Raw genomic sequence first — 22910 nt, 5'->3', positions numbered from 1 at the left:
GTTCTTGCTCCTGCAGCCTGGGAACCAATACAGGCTGACATTGCACTGTGTTCTGATTCTACTGGTACAAATTCTGTATCTACACGTCCATCTGATACATATTTTGAAAAATACTGTGGTATTTCTGTTGATGGTGTTATTGGAAAGGCAGCCATTACATCTGGATTCATCTGGCGTAATGCTGTTGCTGCTGCTTCATTTCCTGATAGTTTTTCTCTAATACTCATTTGATCTCTCCCTCCTTATTCATCTTGTCCTTCTGGAATCATTTCTATTGCATCTACCGGACATACTTCTGCACAAATTGCGCATCCTTTACAGTGATCATAGTCAAATTCCAGTCTTTTTCCGTCTTTTACTGGAATTGATGTGTCAGGACATACCGGTGCACAAAGCAGACACTGTATACATTTATCTTCTTTAAAAATTGGCTTGTTTACTCTCCAGTCACCTGTGTTAAAATTTTCTGCGTTACCTGAAGTATGAATTGTTCCTCCAGCTGTAAGCTCTTTCCAGGTCATTGTTTCATTCATTTCTTTAGCCATGTGCGTTCACCTCTTTTAAAGCTTTTTTTACTGCTTCTACGTTACCATCGATTACCTCTGGTTTAGAAGCAAACTTTTTCTTAAACAGCTTTTCCATTTCAGTTACAAAATCTTCTTCTTCCATGATTCCTGCAACTTTTACTAAAGCTGAAAGCATTGGTGTATTAGGAAAATATCTACCAATTGTAGCCATTGAAATTTCTCTGGCATCTACAGTAAATAGTTCTCCCTCATACCCTTTTAGTTTCTTTCTGATCTTTTCTCCATCTTTAGCTGTATTAACAACTATTGCTCCTTCTTCTTTCAAACCTGCTGTAACATCAACACTTTCTAAAAGTGTCTCATCTACTACTACAACATAATCTGGTTTGTAGATATTGGAGTGTACTCTTATTTTGTCATCGCTTATTCTGTTGTATGCTGTGATTGGAGCTCCCATTCTTTCTGGTCCGTATTCTGGGAAGCCCTGTACATATTTGCCGGTAGAAAATGCTGCATCAGCTAAAAGCAGGGAAGCTGTTTTAGCTCCCTGCCCTCCTCTACCATGCCATCTAATCTGCATCATAATATTACACTTCCTTTCTGAAGTTAATTATTGTTGAATTGCTTCTACATCTTTTAATAACTGGTCTAAGATTTTACCAGCATCTTCACCGTATTGTTCTACATAGAAATCTCTAACAGGTTGACTAGCTTCTTTAAAAGCTGATCTTTGTTCTTCTGTTAATTCAACTATTTCCATATCACTGTTTTCTTTTATAGATTCTAAACGTGTATTATTAAGATCTTTTTGAGCACCTAAAATATAATCATTTGCTGCATCTGCTGCTTCTTGAACCTTAGCTCTTCTTTCATCTGATAGTGAATCCCAGAACATATCATTAGCTACAAATGTTCCAACAAAAATTGCCTGATTAGAAAGCATCATATAGTCCTGAACTTCATAAAACTTCATTTCTTCAATAGCAAAGATTGGGTTAACCTGACCATCGATCATGTTTAACTGCAGACTACTGTAAACTTCCATGTATGGAATAGGTGTTGGATCTGCTCCATAAGCCTTATAACTTTCGGAAATTACAGGAGAAGCCATTGTTCTAATTTTAAAGCCGTCAAAATCTTCTGGACTTGTGATTGCTTTATTACCTGTCCACATCTGATAACCCTCAGGGAACCAGCCTAAAACCTTCATGTTTGCATCTAAATATTTCTGGTTAAGCATATCCATTGCTTCACTGTCATTTACTAATTCATGTGCTTTGTCCATATCAGCTGGAAGTAAAAAATGAAGTGAGAATAAGTTAGTTTCGGGAACTAATGTACCTACAGAACCAGGGTTGTTGATACCTAACTGAATTGCACCATTCTGAAGTAATTCTACCTGGTTAGCACCATCACCTAACTGACCAACTGGATAAACTTTAACATTTACTGCACCATCAGTAAGTTCTTCAATTTCTTCTTTAAACTTCTGAGCATAGCGATCCTGCACACTACCCTGAACTTCCTCATGGGCAAAAGTCCATTCTACTACTTCTTGTTCCTGAGCATCTGCTGCTTCATTACCGCCATCAGCTGTATCACCGTCTGATCCACACCCTGCAAGTACAAAAACTAAACTTAAAACTAAAAATGCTGTTAATAATTTTTTTAACATTTGAACATCTCCTTTTTTTAATTAAAATTATGTTATTTTCTAAACTTTAAACTAAATTTTAAAGATATACTAAGTCCCTAAAGAATAAGGCTAAACTTGGGAAAAGAACCATTAGTATTGAAGCCGAAACAAACAACAACATGTAAGGCCAGACACCTTTAACAACTGTAATAAAATCTTCATCAAAAACAGCCGAGGCGGTAAAGATATTACATCCAAATGGAGGTGTAATAGCACCAATTCCTGCCTGCATTGTAGCAATTAAACCTAAGTGAATTGGATCAACACCAGCTTTCATAGCTACTGGATAGAAAATTGGAGTTAAAATAAGTATTACCGGAATTGAATCTACAAACATACAAGAAATAAAGAAGAAAATACTAATTGCAAACAAGACATATGTTGCTGAAGGATCTGCACCTAAAACACCAGATGTCAGCATCTGTGGGATTTGAGCAAAAGTAATTACCCAGGAAAATGCTTGACCTCCTGCTACAAGAATAAACACTGTTGCAGTTACAACACCTGTAGAAAGTGCAATATCAGGTATTTCTTTAAATTTAACTGATTTAAAAATAAACAACTCTATCAGCAAAGCATATAAAACGGAAACTGCAGCTGCTTCTGTAGGGCTGAAAACACCTGTATAAAAACCACCTAAAACAATTACCGGGAAGCCTAAAGGCCAAATTGCTTGTTTCATGGACTCAAGTCTTTCACCCCAGGTAGCTTTTTTTGTAGTAGGTATTTTTTTAACTTTAGCATAAATATAGTCAAAAGTTGCAAAAAGCAAAAATACGATAATTCCTGGTCCGATACCTGCAATAAATAATTCTCCAACTGAGGTACCTGTAACTACAGCATACATAATCATTGTAATACTTGGCGGAATCAATAAAGCTATGTTCGCTGAACTCATTAATAGAGCAAGTGTATGTGAAATATCATAACCCGCTTCAGACATTTTTTTGTGCATTGTTTTACCAACAGCCACTAAAGTTGCCTGTGTTGAACCTGAAATTGCACCAAAGAGTGTACAGGTAGCACCTGTTGTAATCGCTAAACCTCCACTCATATGGCCAACAAATTTATCAACCATATCCAATAATCTATCCGCTGTTTCACCACTGCTCATAATATCAGCTGCAAAGATAAACATTGGTACAGCAAGCAAGGTATATGGAGATACACCAGCTATCGTTTGCTGAGTTATTAACATTGGTTGTATCAAAGGGAATTCTCTGATTAATACAACAAGTGGAGCTATAATCATTGCAAACATTAATGGAAATCCTAAAAATAAAAATCCAAACATTAAACCTAGTAATAAAGCAACCATTTTCTCAACTCCTAACTTTTAATTTTAATTAACTACTTTTTCCGTTTCTTTTTCGATGTCAAATTCATTTTGTTCAACATCTATTTTCTCATCTATTTCTTCATTTAATTCACAACTAATATCAGCTTCAGTTAGTGTTCTTTCACTACCAATATAAATACTTTCTTTGTCTTTGATGTTCATTAAAATAGTCACCAGATACTGAACTGAAGCAAGAAAAAACCCTATAGGTACAAAGATGTATAAGATCCACATTGGAAACTGCAGTGAAGGAGTAATTCTTCCTGATCCCATAATTCTATTCACATATAAAGTTCCTAAATAACCCAACCACCAGAGTAAAACAGTTGAAACAGCTGATGTAAAATAGATATATGGTTTTTTAAACCTTCTCGGAATAGAGTCAATCAGAGCAGACATTGTAATATGTTTACCCATTCTTGCTGCATAACTAACTCCAAGAAATGTAACTGTCACAATTAAAATCTGTCCTATTTCTTCAGCAGCCTGAATACTACTGTTAAGAATAACTCTAGAAAATACATTGGCAACCAAAACAATTGACATTATAATTATTCCATAACTAATTATAAACTCTTCGAATTTTCTAATTTTTTTGTTTAAAGCAATTATTAAATTAACCATTTTATCACCTCTCATTTTTACTTAAATACTTATATTACGCTTAAGAACTTATCTGTTTAAATAGCTAAATACACTTTTAAGGTGCATTTCAACACCAAGTTTAAGAGAATCTTCGTCAATATCAAATTTAGGATGGTGATGAGGATAAGTGCAATCTTTTTCTTCATTTCCAGCACCCACAAAATAAAATGTTCCAGGGACTTTTGCAGTAAATTCAGCAAAATCTTCACCAGCCATACAAACATAATTTACTATGTTTTCTTTGCCAAAAACATCTTCAGCAGCCTTTTCTACAAGTTTAGTAGTTTTTTCATTATTAATTAAAGTACTATTGCTTGGAAAAAATTCTAACTCATAATCAGCACGATGAGCCTTACAAATATTGCTAACTATTCTTTCGAATCTTTTTTCTGGGCACTCTTCACTATCATCGCCACCTTCGTAAAGATAACGCATAGAACCCTTAACTTCAAGTTCTCCTGGAATTACATTTGGAGCTGTCCCACCATTAATTTGACCAAACATTATAAGTGTAGGCTTTAAAATATCAATCTCTCTAGTTTGAATCATCTGTACACTCTGGATTATATTAGCCAATGGTAAAAAAGGATCAACTGCTGTATGTGGATTACCACTGTGTCCACCCTGTCCTTTAACTTTTAATTCAAAATTCTCATGTGAACCCATAAAAGGACCGGAAGAAATACCAACTTTTCCAGATTCAATTGGTGACCAAAGATGAATGCCAAACACTGCATCGACATCTGGATCTTCTAATACTCCATCTTCAACCATATATTTTGCACCAGCGTCTTCTTCATTTGGTTGAAAAACAAATTTAATCGCACCTTTTATTTGATCTTTTTTGTTAGATAAAATTTTAGCAGCTATTAAAAGCATTGCTATATGTCCATCATGGGCGCAGGCATGCATTATACCTTCATTTTCTGAAGCAAAAGGAAGACCTGTATCTTCTGTAACTGGCAGAGCATCCATATCCGCCCTCAGCATAACAGTTTTTCCTTCTTTTTCACCTCTTAAAACTGCAACAACACCTGTCTGGGTAATTTTTTCTACTTCAAGACCTAAATCCTTTAAATATTTATATATTTTTTCTGAAGTTTTAAATTCTTTAAACCCCAGCTCTGGAATTTTATGAAATTCTCTTCTTAAATAAATTAATTCATCTTCATGTTCTAAAACTTCTTTATGTAGATCCATTATTATTCTGCCCCCTTCAAAAATATTTTGAATTTAAAGAAAATTAATATCAGCCACTCTGATAGGCGGCTGATATATAGTGTTTTACTTAATGAGTTCTTCCATTTTTGTTAATGAAGCGTCTAAATCTGCAATAATATCTTCTATGTTTTCTACACCTACTGAAAGTCTTACCTGCCCTTCATTAATTCCAACTGCTGCTCTTTCTTCAGGAGTCATATCAAAGTGACTCATTGAAGGTGAATGCTGGATTAATGAATCAACATTACCTAGACTTGTAGCTAAACTAATCATTTCTACACTATTCATTAGAGCTTTACCAGCATCAAATCCATCTTTAAGATCAAAGCTGATCATTCCACCAAAACCATTCATCTGTTTTTTAGCGAGCTCATGCTGTGGATGTTCAGGCAAACCTGGATAATATACTTTTTCTACTGCAGGATGCTCGTTTAAATACTCAGCCACTTTCATTCCGTTTTCACAATGTCTTTCCATTCTTAACTCTAGAGTTTTCATTCCCTGCATAACTAGCCACGCATCAAAGGGAGAAATAACTGCCCCTAAAGTTTGGAGGTGCGGCATTCTCACTTTTCTAATGAATTCCTCACTACCAACAATTACACCAGCTACAACATTACCATGACCACTTAGATATTTAGTAGCACTATGAATTACAACATCTGCTCCCAAATCTAGTGGGTTTTGAATATATGGAGAAGCGAAAGTACTATCTACTAAAACTTGTGCCCCATGCTCATGTGCAATGTTTGATATTTTCTCAATATCTGTAATTCTTAAAATTGGATTACAAGGTGTTTCCAGATAAACAATTTTAGTGTTTGGCTGCATTGCATCTCTAACAGCATCATAATCAGTTGTATCTACTAAAGTAAGTTCTACACCATATTCAGATAATATCTGATCCATAAATGTTATTGTACATCCATAAAGTACATCACTTGCTACAATATGGTCTCCACCTTTAACTAAAGTCATAATTGCTGTTGAAATAGCACCCAATCCAGAAGCTAAAGCAATACCTTCTTCTCCATTTTCTAATAAAGCAACCTTTTTACCTAACTCAGCTTCAGATGGACTGCGGAACCTTGTGTATGTATAGCCTAACTCCTGATCCTTATTTAATCTAATTGCCTCATCAACATCATCCAAAACATAAGTAGATGTTTGATAAATTGGACTATTATGTGCACCCGTTCTTGGGTCATGCTCCTGACCTAAGTGAATTGCCTTAGAACCAAACCCCATTTTTTTCTCATTCATTTTAATAATTCCTCCTATAAGTTAATTTAATTTATTTAGAAATTTAAACTTTCTGACAATAATTGTATACTATATACTGTCGACAATAAAAATATTCAAAAAAATTTGTTTTTTTAGTTCATTTTATACATTTCTATGTGTTCTACTAAAGCAGCTTTTGCATTTTTTGCATCGCCAGCCCTTAAATACTTTACTATACCTTTATGAGTTTCAGCTGTATTTTTTAAATCACCAGTCATTTCAGTATCAAATAGCATTGCCATTTGCAGCTGAAGATGAAGATCAAATAGAATTTCTAATCTTCTTGGACTATCTGCTTTTTCCCAAATATATTTATGAAATTTTATATCTTCACTATTGATTTTAATCTTTTTAGTATTAAAATCATCATCAGAATTTGCTATTTCTTCCATTAATTCAATTTTACTTTCCAGAAAATCAAAATCTTTTTCATTTAATTTATCATTATCTACTATCTTATCTATAATACAGCTTTCTAAAGAGAGTCTTATTTGATAAATTTCTTTAATATCTTTTTCTGTCAATTCTACAACATAAGTTCCTTTGCGAGGTATCTGTTTTACTAATCCCTGGCTGCTTAATTCCTTAATTCCTTCTCGGATTGGGGCTCTACTTATACCCAATTCATTTGCAACTTGGACTTCATTTATTTTTTCATTTGGTTTATATTCACCTGTTAATATTTTTTCAGTTAAATAATTAACAGCAACGTCCTTCAAACTTTCTGTTTGATAAGATGTTTGAGCAATCATAATGCACACCCCCCTCTTATCTTTTGTCGACTGTTTACATTATAGCATATTCACAATTATCATGCAATTAAAATATCAAATATTTTCAAAAAATTTGGGGACTTTTTATCTGCTCACAAATTTTATGCTGCTCTACTGATTTTATTTTTGAAGAGAAACCCAATTTTAAAATTGAGCTTCTCTCCATTATTAATTATTACTTTGTATATAATTTTTTAGGGAAATCGTAGAATTCTTCGCAACCATTTTCAGTAATTCTGATTGCTGAACTCATTTCAAATCCAATATCATCCTGCCAAATTATAGGAATTAAGTGGAAAGTCATGTTTTCTTTTAAAACTGTTTTATCTTTAGGTCTCATACTTGCAACTTGCTCTCCCCAATCTGGTGGATAGTTAAGACCAAAAGCATAACCCAGTCTAGATGCATCTACTAAGCCACCTTTAGCAATAGAATTTCTCCATTTTTCTTCTACAGCTTCACAAGTTACTCCAGGTTCTATGAAATCTAGAGTTTCATCCAAACCTTCAATAACTAGATCGGTGATTTCCTGCATTCTCTTAGGCGCTTCTCCTAAATAAACTGTACGAGCAATTGGAGCGTGATAACGATTATAACAACCAGAAAGTTCTAAAATAACTGGCTCATTTTCTTTATATCTTCTATCAGACCAGGTTAAGTGTGGTGCATCAATACCATCACCTGCTGGCATTAAAGGAACAATAGCTGGGTAGTCCCCACCAAATTCGTCAGTTCCACTGATTTGTGCATGAGAAATCTCTGCAGCTGCATCACATTCTCTGACACCTACATTTACAGCGTCAATACCTGTTTGCATAACTTTTTCTGCAATTTTACCTGCTCTCTTCATAAATTCAATCTCTTGTGCAGACTTAATTGCTCTTACTTTAGCTACTAAGAAAGTTGCATCCTTAAATCTAGCATTAGGTAAACTATCATTTAAAATCTGATATGTTTTATGAGTAAAATAGAACTGATCCATTTCAACACCAAAAATCTTATCTTCCCAACCCTTATCTTTAATAACATCTACTACAAAATCAATTGGATGCTTGCCAACAGGGGAATGAACATAATCATCATCATAATTTCTAATATTTTCTTCACTCAAGAAAGTAGTTACTTTTGCAGCATTTCCATCCATATTTCTACCGATCCAAACTGGCTCATCCTGATCTAAAGAAATAATTACACACTGGTGAACGTAAAATGACCAGCCATCATAACCTGTAAGGTAATTCATGTTGGCAGGATGGGTAGCAATTAAAACTTCAACACCCGCTGCTTCCATTCTTTTTTTAGTCTTTTTGACTCTTGTTTCATACTCTTTTTCTGTAAATAACATTTTATTCCTCCTTATGATTTTATGTTAAATTAATTTTGCTAACAAATTAAGTTTAATGATTTTGGGCCTGAATAGCAGTGATTGCTGTTAAATTAACGATTTCTTCAACAGAACAGCCTCTTGACAAATCATTAATTGGTGCTGCAAGCCCCTGCAAAATTGGCCCTATAGATTCGGAGTTTGCTAAACGCTGTGCCAATTTAACACCAATATTACTGGATTGTAAATCAGGAAAAACTAAAACATTTGCTTCTCCTGCAATTTCACTATCTGGTGCTTTTCTGACACCAACACTTTCTACAAGTGCAGCATCCGCCTGTAATTCTCCATCAACTTTCAAATCAGGGAATTTATTGTGAGCAATTTCAACTGCTTCCTGCACATTTGTCACATTTTCATGCCTGGCACTACCCATTGTTGAAAATGAGAGCATGGCAATTTTAGCTTCAAAGCTCAGTAAATCTTCAACAGTCTCAGCTGTAGATTGAGCAATCTCAGCTAATTGTTCAGAATTAGGAGTAGGATTAACTGCACAATCAGCAAAGGTGATAATTCCATTTTCTCCAAAATCCTTATCTTTTAAAAGTACTATTATTGCACTGGATACTGTCGAAATCCCTTTTTTAGTTTTTATTATTTGAAATGCAGGCCTCAAAACATTACCAGTAGGATTTGCTGCACCAGCAACCATACCAGCTGCTCTATTTTTATAAATCATCATAGTTCCGAAATATAAAGGATCTTGGATGATTTTTTTGGCATCTTCTTTATTAATCCCTTTATGTTTTCGCATTTCGTAAAACTCATTGCTGAATTCTTCTATGTACTCTGATTCTTTAGGATCAATTATTTCTAAGCCTTCAAGATCAATTTTCTTTTTAGCGGCTATATTCCTAATCTCAGTCAAATCACCTAAAATAATTATTTCAGCAGTACCTTCTTTTGCAACAATTTCAGCAGCTTGGATAATTCTTTCATCTTCACCTTCTGCAAAAATAATCTTTTGTACATCAGAAGCAGCTTTTTCTTTAAATTTCTTTAAAATCTCCATTCATTCACCTCCTTTTAAAGTTAACTGAAAGTTATACAATAGATTCAGTTTAGGTTAAAGATGATAAGTTTTAAGTTTTTATCATCACTTTTATTAATTTTAAACAATTGACAACAATATACAGTCATCTGTCGACAATCTCTTATATTTATAATTCTCTGCCAATTCAAAATATCCTTCTTTTTTTAATATTTTTTTAATATTTTTTTATTTTTTTTAAAAAGAACCTGTGTAGATGCTGTCAAAACAAGGCCTACACCCATCATTTGAATAATAGTAAATTGTTCAGAAAAAATTATAAAGGACAAAATAATTGTCATAATTGGCTCTGTCATTCCTAAAATCGATACAATTGTTGGACTGGTAAGTTTAATTCCAGCAAAAAATGATAAAAAACCACCAACAGTAATTAAAGTAATTAAGCCAACATAAATCCAACTAACAGGAGTGAAGCTAAAATTAAGCTTGTTTTGATATAATCCTGCAGCTAAAAATGTGAAAGCTGCAAAAAAACAAATATAAGCAGTTGTGACTGATAGAGGAATTGTGTTTAAAATATGTCTTCCATATATTGCATATACACTGTAAGAAATAGATGCTCCCAGGGCCAGCAGAATTCCAATTTTATTTAAATTATTAAAATTCTCACCAAATAACATTATTAAACCGGCAAAAGAAACAATGATTGAAAAAATAATTCTTTTAGTTATTTTTTCACCATTTACCAAAAATGAAAGCAGGGCTACAATAATTGGATAAGTATAAAATAATAACACTGCCAGCGAGGGAGAAATAACTGATATAGCAGAAAAGTAACAAATACTAAAGACTGAATAAATTATTCCTCCCTGCACAAATAGTTTTAAATGATCAGATAGATCAAGGTCAATTTCATTCTTGTTTATAAATATATATGAAAATAAAACTAGAGCTGCCATCATAAATCTTAAAAACAATAATGAATATACACTAACTCCTCCATCATAGGCAAACACAGCCAGAACCGGTGTCATTCCAAAACCAGCTGCAGAAAACAAAGCAAACATTGCTCCTTTATAATAAGGATCCATTAACTACCACTCCTGTAAGTTATATTTATATTTTATTTCAAAAGATTCCCTCATATTCCTTTTTAACTAAAGCCGATTTAACAAAATCTATCATTGTTATAAAATCAAAAACTGGAACTGAAAGGGATTGCTGAACAGATTTCGCATAAGGAGGCAGCATACTGCATTCTATTAAAACTGCTCCAATATTAGGATTTTCTTCAATCATTTTTTCACTTACCTCTAGAACTTCCTGCTCTATCTTTTCAGTATCTAAATATCCCTCTTCCATAACTCCGAATTTATAGAAGTTTTCTTTGTTTTCCATTCCCCGAATTACAACTGTTTCTCGGTCAATATTAACTGAATCTAAAAAGCTTTGATCATCTAAACTATCTGCTTTAGCACTTACCACACCAACTTTTTTGTCTTTAGCAATTATTGAAGAAATAAAAGGAACCTGTAAAAGACTGGATAAAAAGACCGGTATATCTACAGCAGCTGCAACTTCTTTTTGAAAAAGAGCAAAAAATCCACAGTCAGCGGTTATAGCCCTCACCCCTGATTTTTCTAAATCTTTAGCAGCTTCAATTAAAATATCCAGAGCTGTTTGATCTTTATTAAATAACCTATCAAAGGTGAGTCCTTCAACTAATTTATATCTGACCGGATAATCATAGGTGCTCGCATTACCAACATCTCCTGGGATAAAAGGTGCCTTAAAATCTAAAAGCAAAATTCCAATAACCTCGCCATAATTGTCCTGAGCTCTATTTGCATGATATATCATTTTTTATCCTCCTTAAATATTTTTAATTTAGTGATTTTAGCCTAAATAGTCATTCCTGCTCCTTGATCAGCAGATTTACACAATTGAGCATAAATATGCATCATGCCCTGTTTAACTTTTGCTTCGGGCTGCTGCCATTTTTCTCTTCTTGCAGCTAATTCTTTTTCACTAAGCTTAATATCTAAAGTCGAATTCTTGATATCTACAGAAATTATATCTCCATCTTCAACCAGGGCCAGTGGTCCTCCCGCATAAGCTTCTGGAGTAACATGACCAATAATTGGCCCATGATTAAAACCAGAAAATCTGCCATCAGTTATTAAACCAACACTTTCATCCAGGCCGTATGCGACTAAGGCATCTGTGCTCAACATAATTTCTTTCATTCCCGGAGCTCCTTTTGGCCCTTCATAGCGAATTACCATCACATCTCCCGGTTCAATTTTACCTTCCTTAATTGCTTTAACTCCTTCTTGATCACGATCAAAGACTTTTGCCGGACCGCTAAACTTTTTCATGCTTTCTGGTACCGATGATGATCTAACAATGGCACTGTTTGGAGCCAGATTTCCTCTTAGAATTTTTAGCCCTCCATCAGAATTGATAGGATTATCTAAGGATCTAATTACATTTTGATTCAAATTCTTGGCCTCAGCAATAATTTCTCCAACAGTTTGGCCGGTTATAGTAGAAACATCTAAAGCTAAATATGATTTTATTTCTTTTAATAGTGCAGGTACACCACCTGCTTTATGAAAATCTACAACTGAATAACTACCAGATGGTTTAACTCCACAAATACAGGGTATCTGATTTCCAAACTCTGCAAAATCATCCATTGATAATTCAACTTTGGCTTCTCTGGCTAGAGCTAATAGGTGCAGAATAACATTTGTCGATCCACCCATAGCAATATTTGTTTTGACAGCATTTAAGAAAATTTCTCTATTTAAAATATCACTGGGTTTTAGATCATCTTGAACCATAGAGACTATTCTTTTCCCAGCCAATCTGGCTGCTCTTTTTTTGTCAGCATATACTGCCGGAATTGTAGCTGTCCCTGGTAAATTAAGTCCTAATACTTCTGTCATAATCTGCATACTGTTGGCTGTACCCATTGTTGAGCAGGCACCTGGACACATACAGGCAATATTTTCTATGTCTCTGACTTTCTGGCTGTCAGCATCTTTACCCATTGTCATCACACCTACATCAGACGGCAGCACTTCTTCTCCCTCATATTCTCCGGTCAACATAGAACCACCAGTAATTACTATTGAAGGCACATCAACTCTAATCGCCCCCAGCATCACACCAGGAATAATATTATCACAGCTGGCCAGTAAAATTAGTCCGTCAAACTGATGGACAGTCGAAACATATTCTACAGCCATTGCAACAGCATCTCGTCCAGCCAACTCATATTTTAATTCTTCTTCTCCTACAATCATATCCCCACAGGTTGAAGGTGCTCCAAATTCTACCGGTACCCCACCTGCAGCCCAAACTCCCTGTTTAATACTCTCTGCAATTCCATTTAAATGGGCATGTCCCGGTGCACCTTCATTATATGTATTGACAATTCCAATATGCGGTTTCTTTTTAATATCAGCATCATCAAAACCACAGCCTTTAAGCATTGCTCTTCTCATAATCGCATCTGTTCCAACAAATTTATTATTCATCTTTTTATTCCTCCAGTATTTTTTAAATAGATTTTGCTACTTCGTAAGCATCCCAAATCGAATACATAATATTTGCAACTTTTTTAGAGTCACCAATTAAATTGACTTTAAGATCCATATTTTTAACCTGCTGGTATAATTCTTTATTTTCCTTATAGCCAGCAGCAATTATAACTGTATCGGCTTCGATATTTTCTCTGCTGAAGTTTTTAGAAATTACGCTTACAGTATTCTTATCTATTTTTAAAATGCTGCTTTCTGTTTTAACATCTATCTGATGAAAATCTACCAAATCTTTTAACATATCTGAATTGGCATGAGAAACAAAAACAGAATCTAATAAATCATCCATCATTTCAACAATTGTTATTTCTTTTCCTTTTTCTGCTAACCAGACTCCAGTTTCCACTCCAACAAGGCCCCCACCTAAAATTACTACCTTTTCTCCTATTTGATCTTCATTCATTAGTGCTCTGCAGGCAGTGATTACATTTTCCTGCTCGACCCCAGAAATTGATGGAATATTTGCTTTGGCACCGGCAGCTATTATAACTTCATCTGGAGACACTTCTGCTATTAATTTCTGGTCTGCCTCCTGCTTTAAATTGATATTAACTCCGAGTTCTGTTAATTCTTTTTTATACCACTGAATAAGCTTTCTTTCATCCTTTTTGAACTCAGGTACAGAAGCTTCAATTAAGTGTCCGCCTAAGTAATCATTTTTTTCATAAAGCTTAACTTTATGACCTCTGAGAGCGCTAACTCTGGCAGCTTCCATGGCTGCTATTCCGCCTCCAACTATCATTATTTCTTTTTCTTTCAAGGCGGGATCTATGCTATATTCCACCTCTCGTCCACAGGCTGGATTAACTGCACATGATATCTTCTTTCCACTTTCTAATCTCCCCATACAACCATCATGACAGGCTAAACAGGGTCTAATTTTATCTAATTTTTGATATCTAACTTTGTTGGGCCAATCAGGATCAGCTAATAAGCCGCGACCAATTAAAGCCATATCAATCTGGCTTTCGCCAACGGACCGGGCTGCAAGTTCTGGATCATCGAGTCTGCCGGCAGTTAAAATCGGAACATCAACTACTTCTTTTAATTTTTGGACATAGGGTAAATAAAGGCCGTGATCCATATATGCTGGTGGATGAGCCCAGTATAAAGCTTCATATGAGCCTAAATCTGCATTAAAAGCGTCATAACCTGCCTCTTCAAGTATTGCAGCTGCTTCCAGACCTTCTGCTAAAGTTCTTCCCTTTTCCTGATAATCTTCTCCAGGTAAGCCGCCCTGATGCAGATCCTTAATACAGCTTTTTACCCCATAGCGTAAAATAACTGGATAATCTCTGTCTAATTTTTTCTTAATGCCCTCGACAATTTCAGTTGCTACCCGAAGTCTCTTTTTCAAATTCCCACCATATTTGTCTGTCCGATTATTAAATATTGATAAGGCAAATTGATCAATTAAATAACCTTCATGCATTGCATGCACTTCTACCCCATCAAAACCAATATCCTCTGCTAAAACCGCAGCATCTATCATTTTTTGAATCATAAATTCTACTTCCTCAGTTTTTAATTCCCGGCAGGTAATCTCAGGCTGACTGAAGTGAGATACTGCAGAAGGAGCAACCGGGTGACTGTCCACTAAATCTAAAAATAGTGATCTACCAAATCCCATCGTCAACTGCAGAAATATTTTTGCCCCATGGGCCTGTACCCTCTCAACCATTTCACTGGCTGTTAATTTAAAAGCAGTTGGGTTTGTTGAAATATTTTGAAAAATGCCGGTATGGGTCTGTTCAATTGTATTTTCAACTTCTACCCCGCCTGTGATAATTAAACCTGTTCCTCCTTTTGCCCTTTCGACATAATACTCAACTGCTCTCTGATCAAAAGCATTATCAGAATTAATTAAGCCTGATGCTGCCATAGGTGCCATCCCTATTCGATTTTTGATTTCTAAATTAGAAATTGTTATTGGCTTAAATAAACTATCATAATTTTTCGTCATTTTTGATCCTCCTTATAGTTTTATTACTCACTATAATATAATTGCAAGTTCTATGCCGAAAAGTTTAAGCTTTTAAGCCTAAATAAAGCTATTTTAGACTTGATTTCAGTTTTTTAAATCAATTTAAGCACTATTTTTAAGCTTAACGTAAAAATAATCTACAGCTGTAAAAATTAATTACACTGTAGACTATTTTTGTTTTAATAATTAAGATTATATTTTTTCAATTTATGGTATAATGATTGTCTTGAGATCTTAAGGATTTCTGCTGCCTTAGTAATATTTTGGTCTGCCTTTTCTAAAACTTTTGAAATTAATTTTTCTTCAAGATTTTGGACATTAGCTTTTAAAGATAAATTTTCTCCAAACTTTACTTCATCTTCTTTATAAGCTAATGCTGATCCTATTCTCTTTAAAATATATTTGGGTATATCATCAATCCTAATTTTATTGCCTTTTGTATTACTAATAAATGCACTTTCAATACAATTTTTAAACTCTCTAACATTTCCGGGCCAGTCGTAACTTAAAAATACTTTTTCAACTCTTGTATCTATTCCCCTAATATCTTTATCAAATTTTTCGTTATAATCTAATATAAAATGATCACATAAAACTTGAATATCATCTTTTCTTTTTCGCAGGGGTGGGATTTCAATATTCACTACACTAATTCGATAATATAAATCTTTCCTAAATCGTTTCGAACCTAATAAATCTTCTAATTTTTCATTTGTAGAAGCAATAATTCTGACATCAGTTTCATATTCTTTTTTTCCACCAATCCTCCTGACTCTTCCATTTTCTATAACTCGAAGAAGTTTGGCCTGAAGAGAAGGAGGCATTGAATTAATCTCATCTAAAAAAATTGTGCCTCCATTTGCAAGTTCAAATAGACCCTTTTTTGCTTCAGAGCCAGTAAAACTCCCTTTTGTAGTCCCGAAAAACAAACTTTCCATTAAGTTTTCTGGTATAGCTGCACAATTTTGAGAGATAAAAGGTTTTGATACTCTATTACTTGCATTGTGAATTGAATGGACAAATAATTCTTTACCAGTTCCCGTTTCACCATAAATTAAAATATTCGAATTATATTTTGCAGCTTTTTTTAACTGAGCGATAATCCTCATAACTTCAGCATTTTTGGTAATTATATCTGAGAATTTATATTTAGATCCTATATTATTTTCACTTTTTTTTACCGCTTCTACCTCAGAAGTATTAATCATTGTATTAATGTCATAAGATAAGAAAACCACACCTAAAATACCATTTTTGTTTTTTAAAGGAAAAGCGGTATTGACAGCATTAACCTCTGTACCATCACTTAACTTCATAACCTGAGCTTGATTAACAATAGCTTCTCCTGTTTTGAGAACTTTCAAAGCCGTACTGGTTTCCCAGTCAAGCCAGGGATAAACTTCCAGAAAAGGCCTGCCGACGACCTTTTCTGTCCCAAGTTTATTATGGATATCATTATAGTTGTTGTAATAAAGTATTTTTGCATTTTTATCTATAATACAAATAACATCTGTTTCTCTAAATGCCCTTTTTATATAATGAAGATTTTTAATAGACAAAAAATCTCCTCCTTAAACAATTAAATATCTTATAAATTAAACTTATTAACTGTTTCTGTTAATTTTTCTGCGGTTTCTGCTAAAGTTTTTGCTGACCTAACTACTTCTTTAGTAGAATTAAGCTGTTCCTGACTATAAGAAGCAACCTCTTCTGATCTCTGTGCCGATTCTTCACTCACAGAAGCAATTTGATTGATTATTTCTGCCACTTCTTTACCTTTAGTATTAACTTTATTTGTTTTTAAATCTATATTTTCTATTATCTGGCTTAATTTCATTGAAACCTCTTTAACTTTATCAAAAGATAATTTTGTTTTTTCTATAACATCAACACTGCTTTGAACAACTTCCTCTGTTTCATTCATTTTACCAACTGAATTATCTACACCTTCTTGAATGTCTTTGATTAATTCTTCAATTTTTTCAGTAGCCTTAGATGATTCTTCGGCTAGGTTTCTAATTTCATCAGCAACAACACTAAATCCTCGTCCGGCTTCTCCTGCTCTAGCAGCCTCTATTGCAGCATTTAAAGCCAGTAAATTAGTTTGAGAAGCAATTCCATTTATCAAATTAACTATATTACCAATCTCTTCAGATAAAATTCCAAGTTCACCAATACTATCTGACACTTCAGCAGTATTTTGATTTACACTTTCTATTTGATCAATAGAAGTGTCCATTGACACACTGCCTTCTTCAATATTTTCCATAACTACTTTAGTTTCAGTTTTCATGTTTTTAGACATTTTATCAATATTATCAATTTCTTTACTCAATTCTGATACTAATGCAGTACTTTCTTCAGTCTGTGCTGACTGTTCTTCAGCACCAGAAGCAACATGTTCAATAGATTCCCCAACTTTTTCTGCAGAATGCTCTAACCCTTCTCCAGATGCACTCAATTCTTCGCTTGATGATGATAAATCAAGAGCAATATTATTAATTTGAGATATCATATCTTTTAAATCTTCCTGCATCTCATTTAATGCCTCAGATAAAATTGAAAGTTCATTGTTTCCTTTAACTTTAATCTTCTCCGCATTCAAATTTCCAGCAGCTATTTCTTTAGAAAAATTTGTAGCTTCTATAATCGGATCAGATATTTTTTTAGAAATAAATAAAGCAAGTAAAGAAATTAAGATCAATAAAACAATAATTATTGTAATTATCTGCTTATACATCTGGTTTATCTGAGCTTCCAGTTCGCTTTTTGGAATTACAGAAATAAAGTTCCAGGAGGTACCATCAGATTTATAAGTGTTAAATAAATACTCTTCTCCATTCATTACTGCTTCAAAAGCTTTTGAATCCTGATCTAAATTACTGCTTAATTCTTCTACTCCTAATGCTGAAACATTTTCAAAAGTCAAAGAAGCTTCCCGTGGATGAGCCAGAATATTATTTTGATCATCAACTAAAATAATAAAACCCTCTTCTCCAATAGTAATATCTTTGATTAAATTTGTTAAACTATTTAAACCAATATCAATCCCTAAAACTCCAATGAATTCGCCGTCACTATTATTAAATGTTGATACGGCTCCAATATTAATCGTGTCATCAGCTTCCCAATAGTAGGGTTCAGTTAAAACTACCTGACCTTCATTCGCTAAAGCAACTTCATAGAATGGTCTTTCTCGCGGGTCGTAATTACTGCCAACAACCCCTTCTGGATGCTGAATCATCCCACCATACTTGGTTCCGATATAAATATATGAAACCTCAGGATGAGTTTTTGCGAAGTCATCAAATAAATAATAAATATCTTCTTCTACCCCTCCATTTTCGGATGGAGTCATCATTAAACTATCGTTCTGATTATTTAAGTATTTTGTTACATTATCTTCAACCTGTTTTATGTATTCATTTTCAACTAAAAATCTAGTATTTGATTTTAACTGTTCAAAATATAAATTAATAGCATTATCAACCTGCGAAACCTCTCTTTTAGTTGATTCCACAAAAGAATCTTCTATCATATTTTCGACATTCCTGATTTGAAAATAACTAACTATGCCTAAAGGAACTAAAGCAATTAACAATAACACGACTATTAGCTTAAATTTAATACTGTTAAAAAACATGTTTTTAATATTTTTAATTTTAATCACTCCTAGAATATTGTTTACTGTATACTGTCGACTTTATCTTATATATTTATTTCTTCATTCTTTTAAAAAAACCTTTATTTTTTTAGAAAAAATTTAAAATTTTCTCAAATTAAATGATTTTATATTTGACAAGATGAAATTTATTTATTATACTCATATTCATACAATTTAAATATTCTAAAAGTTATGATAGGAAATGAATAATAAAAATATGATTATAGAGAATCGGAGCTGCTGGAAACCGTATCTATTTTATTATCTCTCTCATCCTTGAACTATAAAGCTGAATTTAGTAAGCTTTATCGGATATTTCAGTTTCCGTTACCAGATTCTAAAGTGCTAGCAAAAAGCACTTGTTGAGGCTATTATAATCAATAGCGAATTAGGGTGGTACCACGTGAATTAACCTCTCGTCCCAGATAATAGATTTAAGCTGTTATTTGAGATGAGAGGTTTTTTATATATTTTTTTAAATTATAATCTAAATATTAAGAGGAGTTGAAGTTATGAAAAAACTGTCAGGTGCTGAAATCTTTATTGAGTCTTTGAAACAAGAGCAGGTAGAATTAGTTTTCGGATATCCTGGAGGAGCTGTTTTACCTATTTTTGAGGAGTTTCGCAAATCAAAAATTAAATTTGTTATGCCTTATCATGAACAAGTTGCTGTGCACGCAGCTGGGGGATATGCGAGATCAACTGGTAAAGCTGGAGTTTGTTTAGCAACATCTGGACCGGGTGGCACTAACTTAGTAACAGGCCTTGCCACTGCCCATATGGATTCTATTCCTATTGTTGCCTTCACAGGCCAGGTTCCAATGTCTGCTATCGGTACAGATGCTTTTCAAGAAGCTGATATCAGAGGTATAACTGCGCCTATAACTAAACATAATTATTTAGTTAAGGATGTAAATGATTTGGCAAAAACTATTAAAGAGGCTTTTTATATTGCTCAAACAGGTAGGCCAGGTCCAGTCTTAATTGATATGCCCAAAGATATATTAGTTCAAGAAGCTGAATTTAACTATCCCGATAAGGTTTATCTACCCGGTTATAACCCAACTAATAAGGGTCATAATTTGCAGATAAAAAAAGCTGCAGATGCTATTAACAATGCAAAAACTCCAATAATTTATGCTGGTGGTGGGGTAATAAACTCAGGCGGCAGTGAAGAGTTAAGAGAATTAGCAAATAAAACCGGAATCCCTGTTGCAACAACAATGATGGGGCTGGGTTCATTTGATAGCACTAGTGAATTAAGTTTAGGGATGTTAGGACTACATGGAACAACCCAAGCAAATAATGCTATACATAATGCTGATCTAATTATTGCTGTTGGCTCAAGATTTGACAATCGAGTAACAGGTAAAATTGATAAATTTGCTCCAAATGCAAAGATAATTCACATTGATATTGACCCTGCTGAAATTGGAAAACGTCTGGTCATTGATATCCCCATAGTTGGAGATGTGAAAAATGTTTTAGAGGTACTAAATAAAAAAGTAGCGAAAAATGAACATCCAGAATGGATGCAAAAAATTGATCAATGGCGGGATTTAAACCTTAAAAAAGAATATACACCTAAAAAAAATAAATTAACTCACCGGCAGGTTATTGAAGAAATATATAATGTTAGCCCTAAAAATACTATAATTACTGCTGAAGTAGGTCAGCATCAGATGTGGGCTTCCCATTATTATAAATATACTGAAGCTAGATCTTTTATTTCTTCAGGTGGTTTAGGTACCATGGGCTTTGGTTTTCCAGCTGCCATTGGAGCTCAACTAGGGAATCCAGATAAAAAAGTAATAGCTATCGCTGGAGATGGAAGTTTTATGATGAACATGCAGGATATGGCGACAATTGCAAAACAAAATCTACCTGTAAATATAGTGGTTTTTAATAATAAACAGCTGGGTATGATTAGACAGCTGCAGGAAGTCTATCAGGATAAAAATTACTTTTCAACTTGTTTAAGAAAAGATGTTTCCTGCCCACCTGACTGTTCTGCTGGTGGAGAAAATTGTCCGCAAGAAATGATACCTGATTTTGTTAAATTAGCAGAGTCATTTGTTAATTTTGAAGCAATTAGAATTGAGAAGGTTGAAGATATTAAACCAGCAATTGAAGAAGCTATCAATAGTCCTAAACCATATCTACTTGACTTTATTATGGAAGAAGAGGAAACAATGTTCCCTATGGTTGTTGACGGAGATAGTCTAGATGAAATGCTCTTACACAAAGAAGAAATTAAATAATATCTTTTAAACCAAAATAACACCAAAAAGGTGGAGCTAATTTACTCAGAAATTATAACTTTCACGTTAATTTCTAAAGCTAAATTACAGCTCCACCTATTTTTATTCCATTTAATTTTTATCTATATGATGTTTTTGAATCAAAAAATCAGTCTTAACTATGCAGTTTTATTTTGCTGTGCTGGTGCTTTTTTATCAAAAAGTTTCTCGGCACTTGGGAAAGCAAAATAAATAGCTAATAATCCAGCAAGTAATACTAAGAAATTATAATGCAGATTAGGAATAATCTGAATCGGTGAAATTTTAGCTAATGAACCTGCTAATAAGATCTGTGCACCATAGGGGATAATACCCTGCCACACACAAGCAAATATATCTAAAAGACTTGCACTACGTCTTAAATCAACATCATTTTCAATCGCTATGTTTTTAGCAAGCGGTCCACTGATAATAATAGCAACTGTATTGTTAGCTGTACAAACATCTGTCACACTAACTAAAGCTGCTATACCAAGTTCTGCACCCTTACTACTGTTTATTTTACTTGAAATAGTATAAATTAAATACTGTAATCCACCTTCTTTTCGTATCATTGCAGCCAGACCCCCGGCAAACATTGATAAGAAAAATACTTCTGTCATACTATTAAATCCAGCATATGCTTCCTGGGCCATTGCAATGAATGTGAAATCACCAAATACAATTCCAATTAAGCCAGATAAAAGCATACCTCCAAATAAAACCATAAAAACATTTACTCCTATCAAAGCAAAGAACAATACTGCAATATATGGAACAACCTTAATTAATTCATAAGAATACTGTGAAGCCTGAACTGCTGTTTCTCCTGAGAAAAATAAGAATACTAATGTAAGAATAGCGGCAGGTAAAACAATTAAAAGGTTCATCTTGAATTTATCCCGCATTTCGACACCCTGAGTTTGAGTTGCAGCAATTGTAGTATCAGATATAATTGATAAGTTGTCACCAAACATTGCTCCACCAATAACAGCACCAATAGTAAGTGGTAATGGAAGTGCAGCTTTAGAAGCAATACCTACAGCAATTGGAACTACCGCACCAATTGTTCCCATTGAAGTACCCATAGCAGTCGCAATAAATGCTGCTATCAGGAATAAGCCTGGAAGTAAAAATTGAGATGGTATAATAGAAAGACCTAAATTAACAGTTGCATCTACTCCACCTACAGCTTGAGATACTGTAGAAAAAGCACCTGCAAGTAAATAAATCATACACATTATAATAACATTGTTTTCTCCAGCACCTTTAACAAAAGAAGATACTCTCTCTTCCATAGAACCTGATCCCATAAGAAAGGCCACGACAATACCGACTAAAGCAGCTATAGGCGCCGGGAATTGATAAAACGCCATTTCGACTCCTTGCATGGAAAAATAAATACCCATACCCAAGTATAAAACCAAAAATACAAATAAAGGAATTAGAGCTACCGGATTCCCTTTATCCATTTCTTTAATATTTTTTTTCATCTACATTTAACCTCCATAAATT

General features: G+C 33.9%; 18 protein-coding genes, 1 pseudogene and 1 other annotated feature. Of the genes and pseudogenes, 1 reads left to right on the top strand and 18 read right to left on the bottom strand.

Going from position 1 to position 22910, the window contains the following annotated elements; all coding sequences use genetic code 11:
* The 17 genes and pseudogenes from porA to HSACCH_RS05110 form a co-directional block, all read right to left on the bottom strand.
* Positions 1-227 (bottom strand): annotated as a pseudogene (gene porA / locus HSACCH_RS05190) (pyruvate ferredoxin oxidoreductase); the annotation flags it as partial.
* A 15-nt stretch (positions 228-242) separates the two neighbouring features.
* Positions 243-545: a 4Fe-4S binding protein gene (locus HSACCH_RS05185; protein ID WP_005488399.1), complete on the bottom strand. Its 303-nt coding sequence runs from the start codon at positions 543-545 to the stop codon at positions 243-245.
* Complete coding sequence (locus tag HSACCH_RS05180) at positions 538-1110, bottom strand: 2-oxoacid:acceptor oxidoreductase family protein (protein ID WP_005488398.1); 573 nt, start codon at positions 1108-1110, stop codon at positions 538-540. The genes HSACCH_RS05185 and HSACCH_RS05180 overlap by 8 nt, the downstream gene beginning before the upstream one ends.
* 27 nt (positions 1111-1137) lie before the next feature.
* A complete protein-coding gene (dctP, locus tag HSACCH_RS05175; RefSeq protein ID WP_005488397.1) occupies positions 1138-2202 on the bottom strand; it encodes a TRAP transporter substrate-binding protein DctP in 1065 nt (354 codons plus the stop codon).
* A gap of 58 nt (positions 2203-2260) precedes the next feature.
* Positions 2261-3541, bottom strand: coding sequence for a TRAP transporter large permease (locus tag HSACCH_RS05170; protein WP_005488395.1), 1281 nt, complete (start codon positions 3539-3541; stop codon positions 2261-2263).
* A 24-nt stretch (positions 3542-3565) separates the two neighbouring features.
* Positions 3566-4186, bottom strand: coding sequence for a TRAP transporter small permease (locus tag HSACCH_RS05165; protein ID WP_005488393.1), 621 nt, complete (start codon positions 4184-4186; stop codon positions 3566-3568).
* Between the two features lie 48 nt (positions 4187-4234).
* Positions 4235-5407 (bottom strand): M20 family metallopeptidase, encoded by a 1173-nt coding sequence (locus HSACCH_RS05160; RefSeq protein WP_005488392.1) that lies wholly within the window; start codon positions 5405-5407, stop codon positions 4235-4237.
* Between the two features lie 84 nt (positions 5408-5491).
* Entirely contained in the window at positions 5492-6691 is a 1200-nt protein-coding gene (locus HSACCH_RS05155; protein ID WP_005488391.1) for a trans-sulfuration enzyme family protein, read from the bottom strand.
* 113 nt (positions 6692-6804) lie between these two features.
* Positions 6805-7464, bottom strand: coding sequence for a GntR family transcriptional regulator (locus HSACCH_RS05150; protein ID WP_005488390.1), 660 nt, complete (start codon positions 7462-7464; stop codon positions 6805-6807).
* Between the two features lie 196 nt (positions 7465-7660).
* Positions 7661-8830, bottom strand: coding sequence for a M24 family metallopeptidase (locus tag HSACCH_RS05145; RefSeq protein WP_005488389.1), 1170 nt, complete (start codon positions 8828-8830; stop codon positions 7661-7663).
* Between the two features lie 52 nt (positions 8831-8882).
* Positions 8883-9881 (bottom strand): phosphate acetyltransferase, encoded by a 999-nt coding sequence (gene pta / locus HSACCH_RS05140; RefSeq protein WP_005488388.1) that lies wholly within the window; start codon positions 9879-9881, stop codon positions 8883-8885.
* A gap of 185 nt (positions 9882-10066) precedes the next feature.
* Positions 10067-10951 (bottom strand): DMT family transporter, encoded by an 885-nt coding sequence (locus tag HSACCH_RS05135; protein WP_005488387.1) that lies wholly within the window; start codon positions 10949-10951, stop codon positions 10067-10069.
* 37 nt (positions 10952-10988) lie between these two features.
* A complete protein-coding gene (locus HSACCH_RS05130) occupies positions 10989-11720 on the bottom strand; it encodes an aspartate/glutamate racemase family protein (protein WP_005488385.1) in 732 nt (243 codons plus the stop codon).
* Positions 11721-11761: 41 nt separating this feature from the next.
* Positions 11762-13405 carry a dihydroxy-acid dehydratase gene (gene ilvD, locus HSACCH_RS05125; protein WP_005488383.1) on the bottom strand — a complete coding sequence of 548 codons (1644 nt, stop codon included), beginning with the start codon at positions 13403-13405 and terminating at the stop codon, positions 11762-11764.
* 22 nt (positions 13406-13427) lie between these two features.
* Complete coding sequence (locus tag HSACCH_RS05120) at positions 13428-15431, bottom strand: oxidoreductase (RefSeq protein WP_005488381.1); 2004 nt, start codon at positions 15429-15431, stop codon at positions 13428-13430.
* A 200-nt stretch (positions 15432-15631) separates the two neighbouring features.
* On the bottom strand, positions 15632-17011 hold the full coding sequence (locus tag HSACCH_RS05115; protein ID WP_005488380.1) for a sigma-54 interaction domain-containing protein: 1380 nt from the start codon (positions 17009-17011) through the stop codon (positions 15632-15634).
* A gap of 29 nt (positions 17012-17040) precedes the next feature.
* Positions 17041-19095 (bottom strand): methyl-accepting chemotaxis protein, encoded by a 2055-nt coding sequence (locus tag HSACCH_RS05110; protein WP_040477122.1) that lies wholly within the window; start codon positions 19093-19095, stop codon positions 17041-17043.
* Between the two features lie 204 nt (positions 19096-19299).
* Positions 19300-19543: a binding site (T-box leader), on the top strand.
* Positions 19544-19628: 85 nt separating this feature from the next.
* Here HSACCH_RS05110 and ilvB point away from each other — a divergent pair.
* Positions 19629-21377: a biosynthetic-type acetolactate synthase large subunit gene (gene ilvB, locus HSACCH_RS05105; RefSeq protein ID WP_005488378.1), complete on the top strand. Its 1749-nt coding sequence runs from the start codon at positions 19629-19631 to the stop codon at positions 21375-21377.
* 158 nt (positions 21378-21535) lie between these two features.
* Here the strand turns inward: ilvB and HSACCH_RS05100 are convergent, their stop codons facing one another.
* Positions 21536-22888, bottom strand: a complete 1353-nt coding sequence (locus tag HSACCH_RS05100; protein WP_005488377.1) for a Na+/H+ antiporter NhaC family protein — start codon at positions 22886-22888, stop codon at positions 21536-21538.
* Positions 22889-22910 lie beyond the last annotated feature (22 nt).

The sequence above is a fragment of the Halanaerobium saccharolyticum subsp. saccharolyticum DSM 6643 genome (genome assembly GCF_000350165.1).
Classification (GTDB): Bacteria; Bacillota; Halanaerobiia; order Halanaerobiales; family Halanaerobiaceae; genus Halanaerobium; species Halanaerobium saccharolyticum.
Note: the sequence above shows the minus strand (reverse complement) of the source record. Positions and strands in the feature narration are given on the sequence as shown.

Coding starts and splice junctions, on each gene's coding strand:
- HSACCH_RS05100 (WP_005488377.1), bottom strand. CDS start 22,888: ATGAAAAAAAATATTAAAGAAATGGATAAAGGGAATCCGGTAGCTCTA.
- HSACCH_RS05120 (WP_005488381.1), bottom strand. CDS start 15,431: ATGACGAAAAATTATGATAGTTTATTTAAGCCAATAACAATTTCTAAT.
- HSACCH_RS05135 (WP_005488387.1), bottom strand. CDS start 10,951: ATGGATCCTTATTATAAAGGAGCAATGTTTGCTTTGTTTTCTGCAGCT.
- HSACCH_RS05160 (WP_005488392.1), bottom strand. CDS start 5,407: ATGGATCTACATAAAGAAGTTTTAGAACATGAAGATGAATTAATTTAT.
- HSACCH_RS05170 (WP_005488395.1), bottom strand. CDS start 3,541: ATGGTTGCTTTATTACTAGGTTTAATGTTTGGATTTTTATTTTTAGGA.
- HSACCH_RS05180 (WP_005488398.1), bottom strand. CDS start 1,110: ATGATGCAGATTAGATGGCATGGTAGAGGAGGGCAGGGAGCTAAAACA.
- HSACCH_RS05145 (WP_005488389.1), bottom strand. CDS start 8,830: ATGTTATTTACAGAAAAAGAGTATGAAACAAGAGTCAAAAAGACTAAA.
- HSACCH_RS05150 (WP_005488390.1), bottom strand. CDS start 7,464: ATGATTGCTCAAACATCTTATCAAACAGAAAGTTTGAAGGACGTTGCT.
- HSACCH_RS05130 (WP_005488385.1), bottom strand. CDS start 11,720: ATGATATATCATGCAAATAGAGCTCAGGACAATTATGGCGAGGTTATT.
- ilvB (WP_005488378.1), top strand. CDS start 19,629: ATGAAAAAACTGTCAGGTGCTGAAATCTTTATTGAGTCTTTGAAACAA.
- HSACCH_RS05165 (WP_005488393.1), bottom strand. CDS start 4,186: ATGGTTAATTTAATAATTGCTTTAAACAAAAAAATTAGAAAATTCGAA.
- ilvD (WP_005488383.1), bottom strand. CDS start 13,405: ATGAATAATAAATTTGTTGGAACAGATGCGATTATGAGAAGAGCAATG.
- dctP (WP_005488397.1), bottom strand. CDS start 2,202: ATGTTAAAAAAATTATTAACAGCATTTTTAGTTTTAAGTTTAGTTTTT.
- pta (WP_005488388.1), bottom strand. CDS start 9,881: ATGGAGATTTTAAAGAAATTTAAAGAAAAAGCTGCTTCTGATGTACAA.
- HSACCH_RS05110 (WP_040477122.1), bottom strand. CDS start 19,095: ATGTTTTTTAACAGTATTAAATTTAAGCTAATAGTCGTGTTATTGTTA.
- HSACCH_RS05155 (WP_005488391.1), bottom strand. CDS start 6,691: ATGAATGAGAAAAAAATGGGGTTTGGTTCTAAGGCAATTCACTTAGGT.
- HSACCH_RS05185 (WP_005488399.1), bottom strand. CDS start 545: ATGGCTAAAGAAATGAATGAAACAATGACCTGGAAAGAGCTTACAGCT.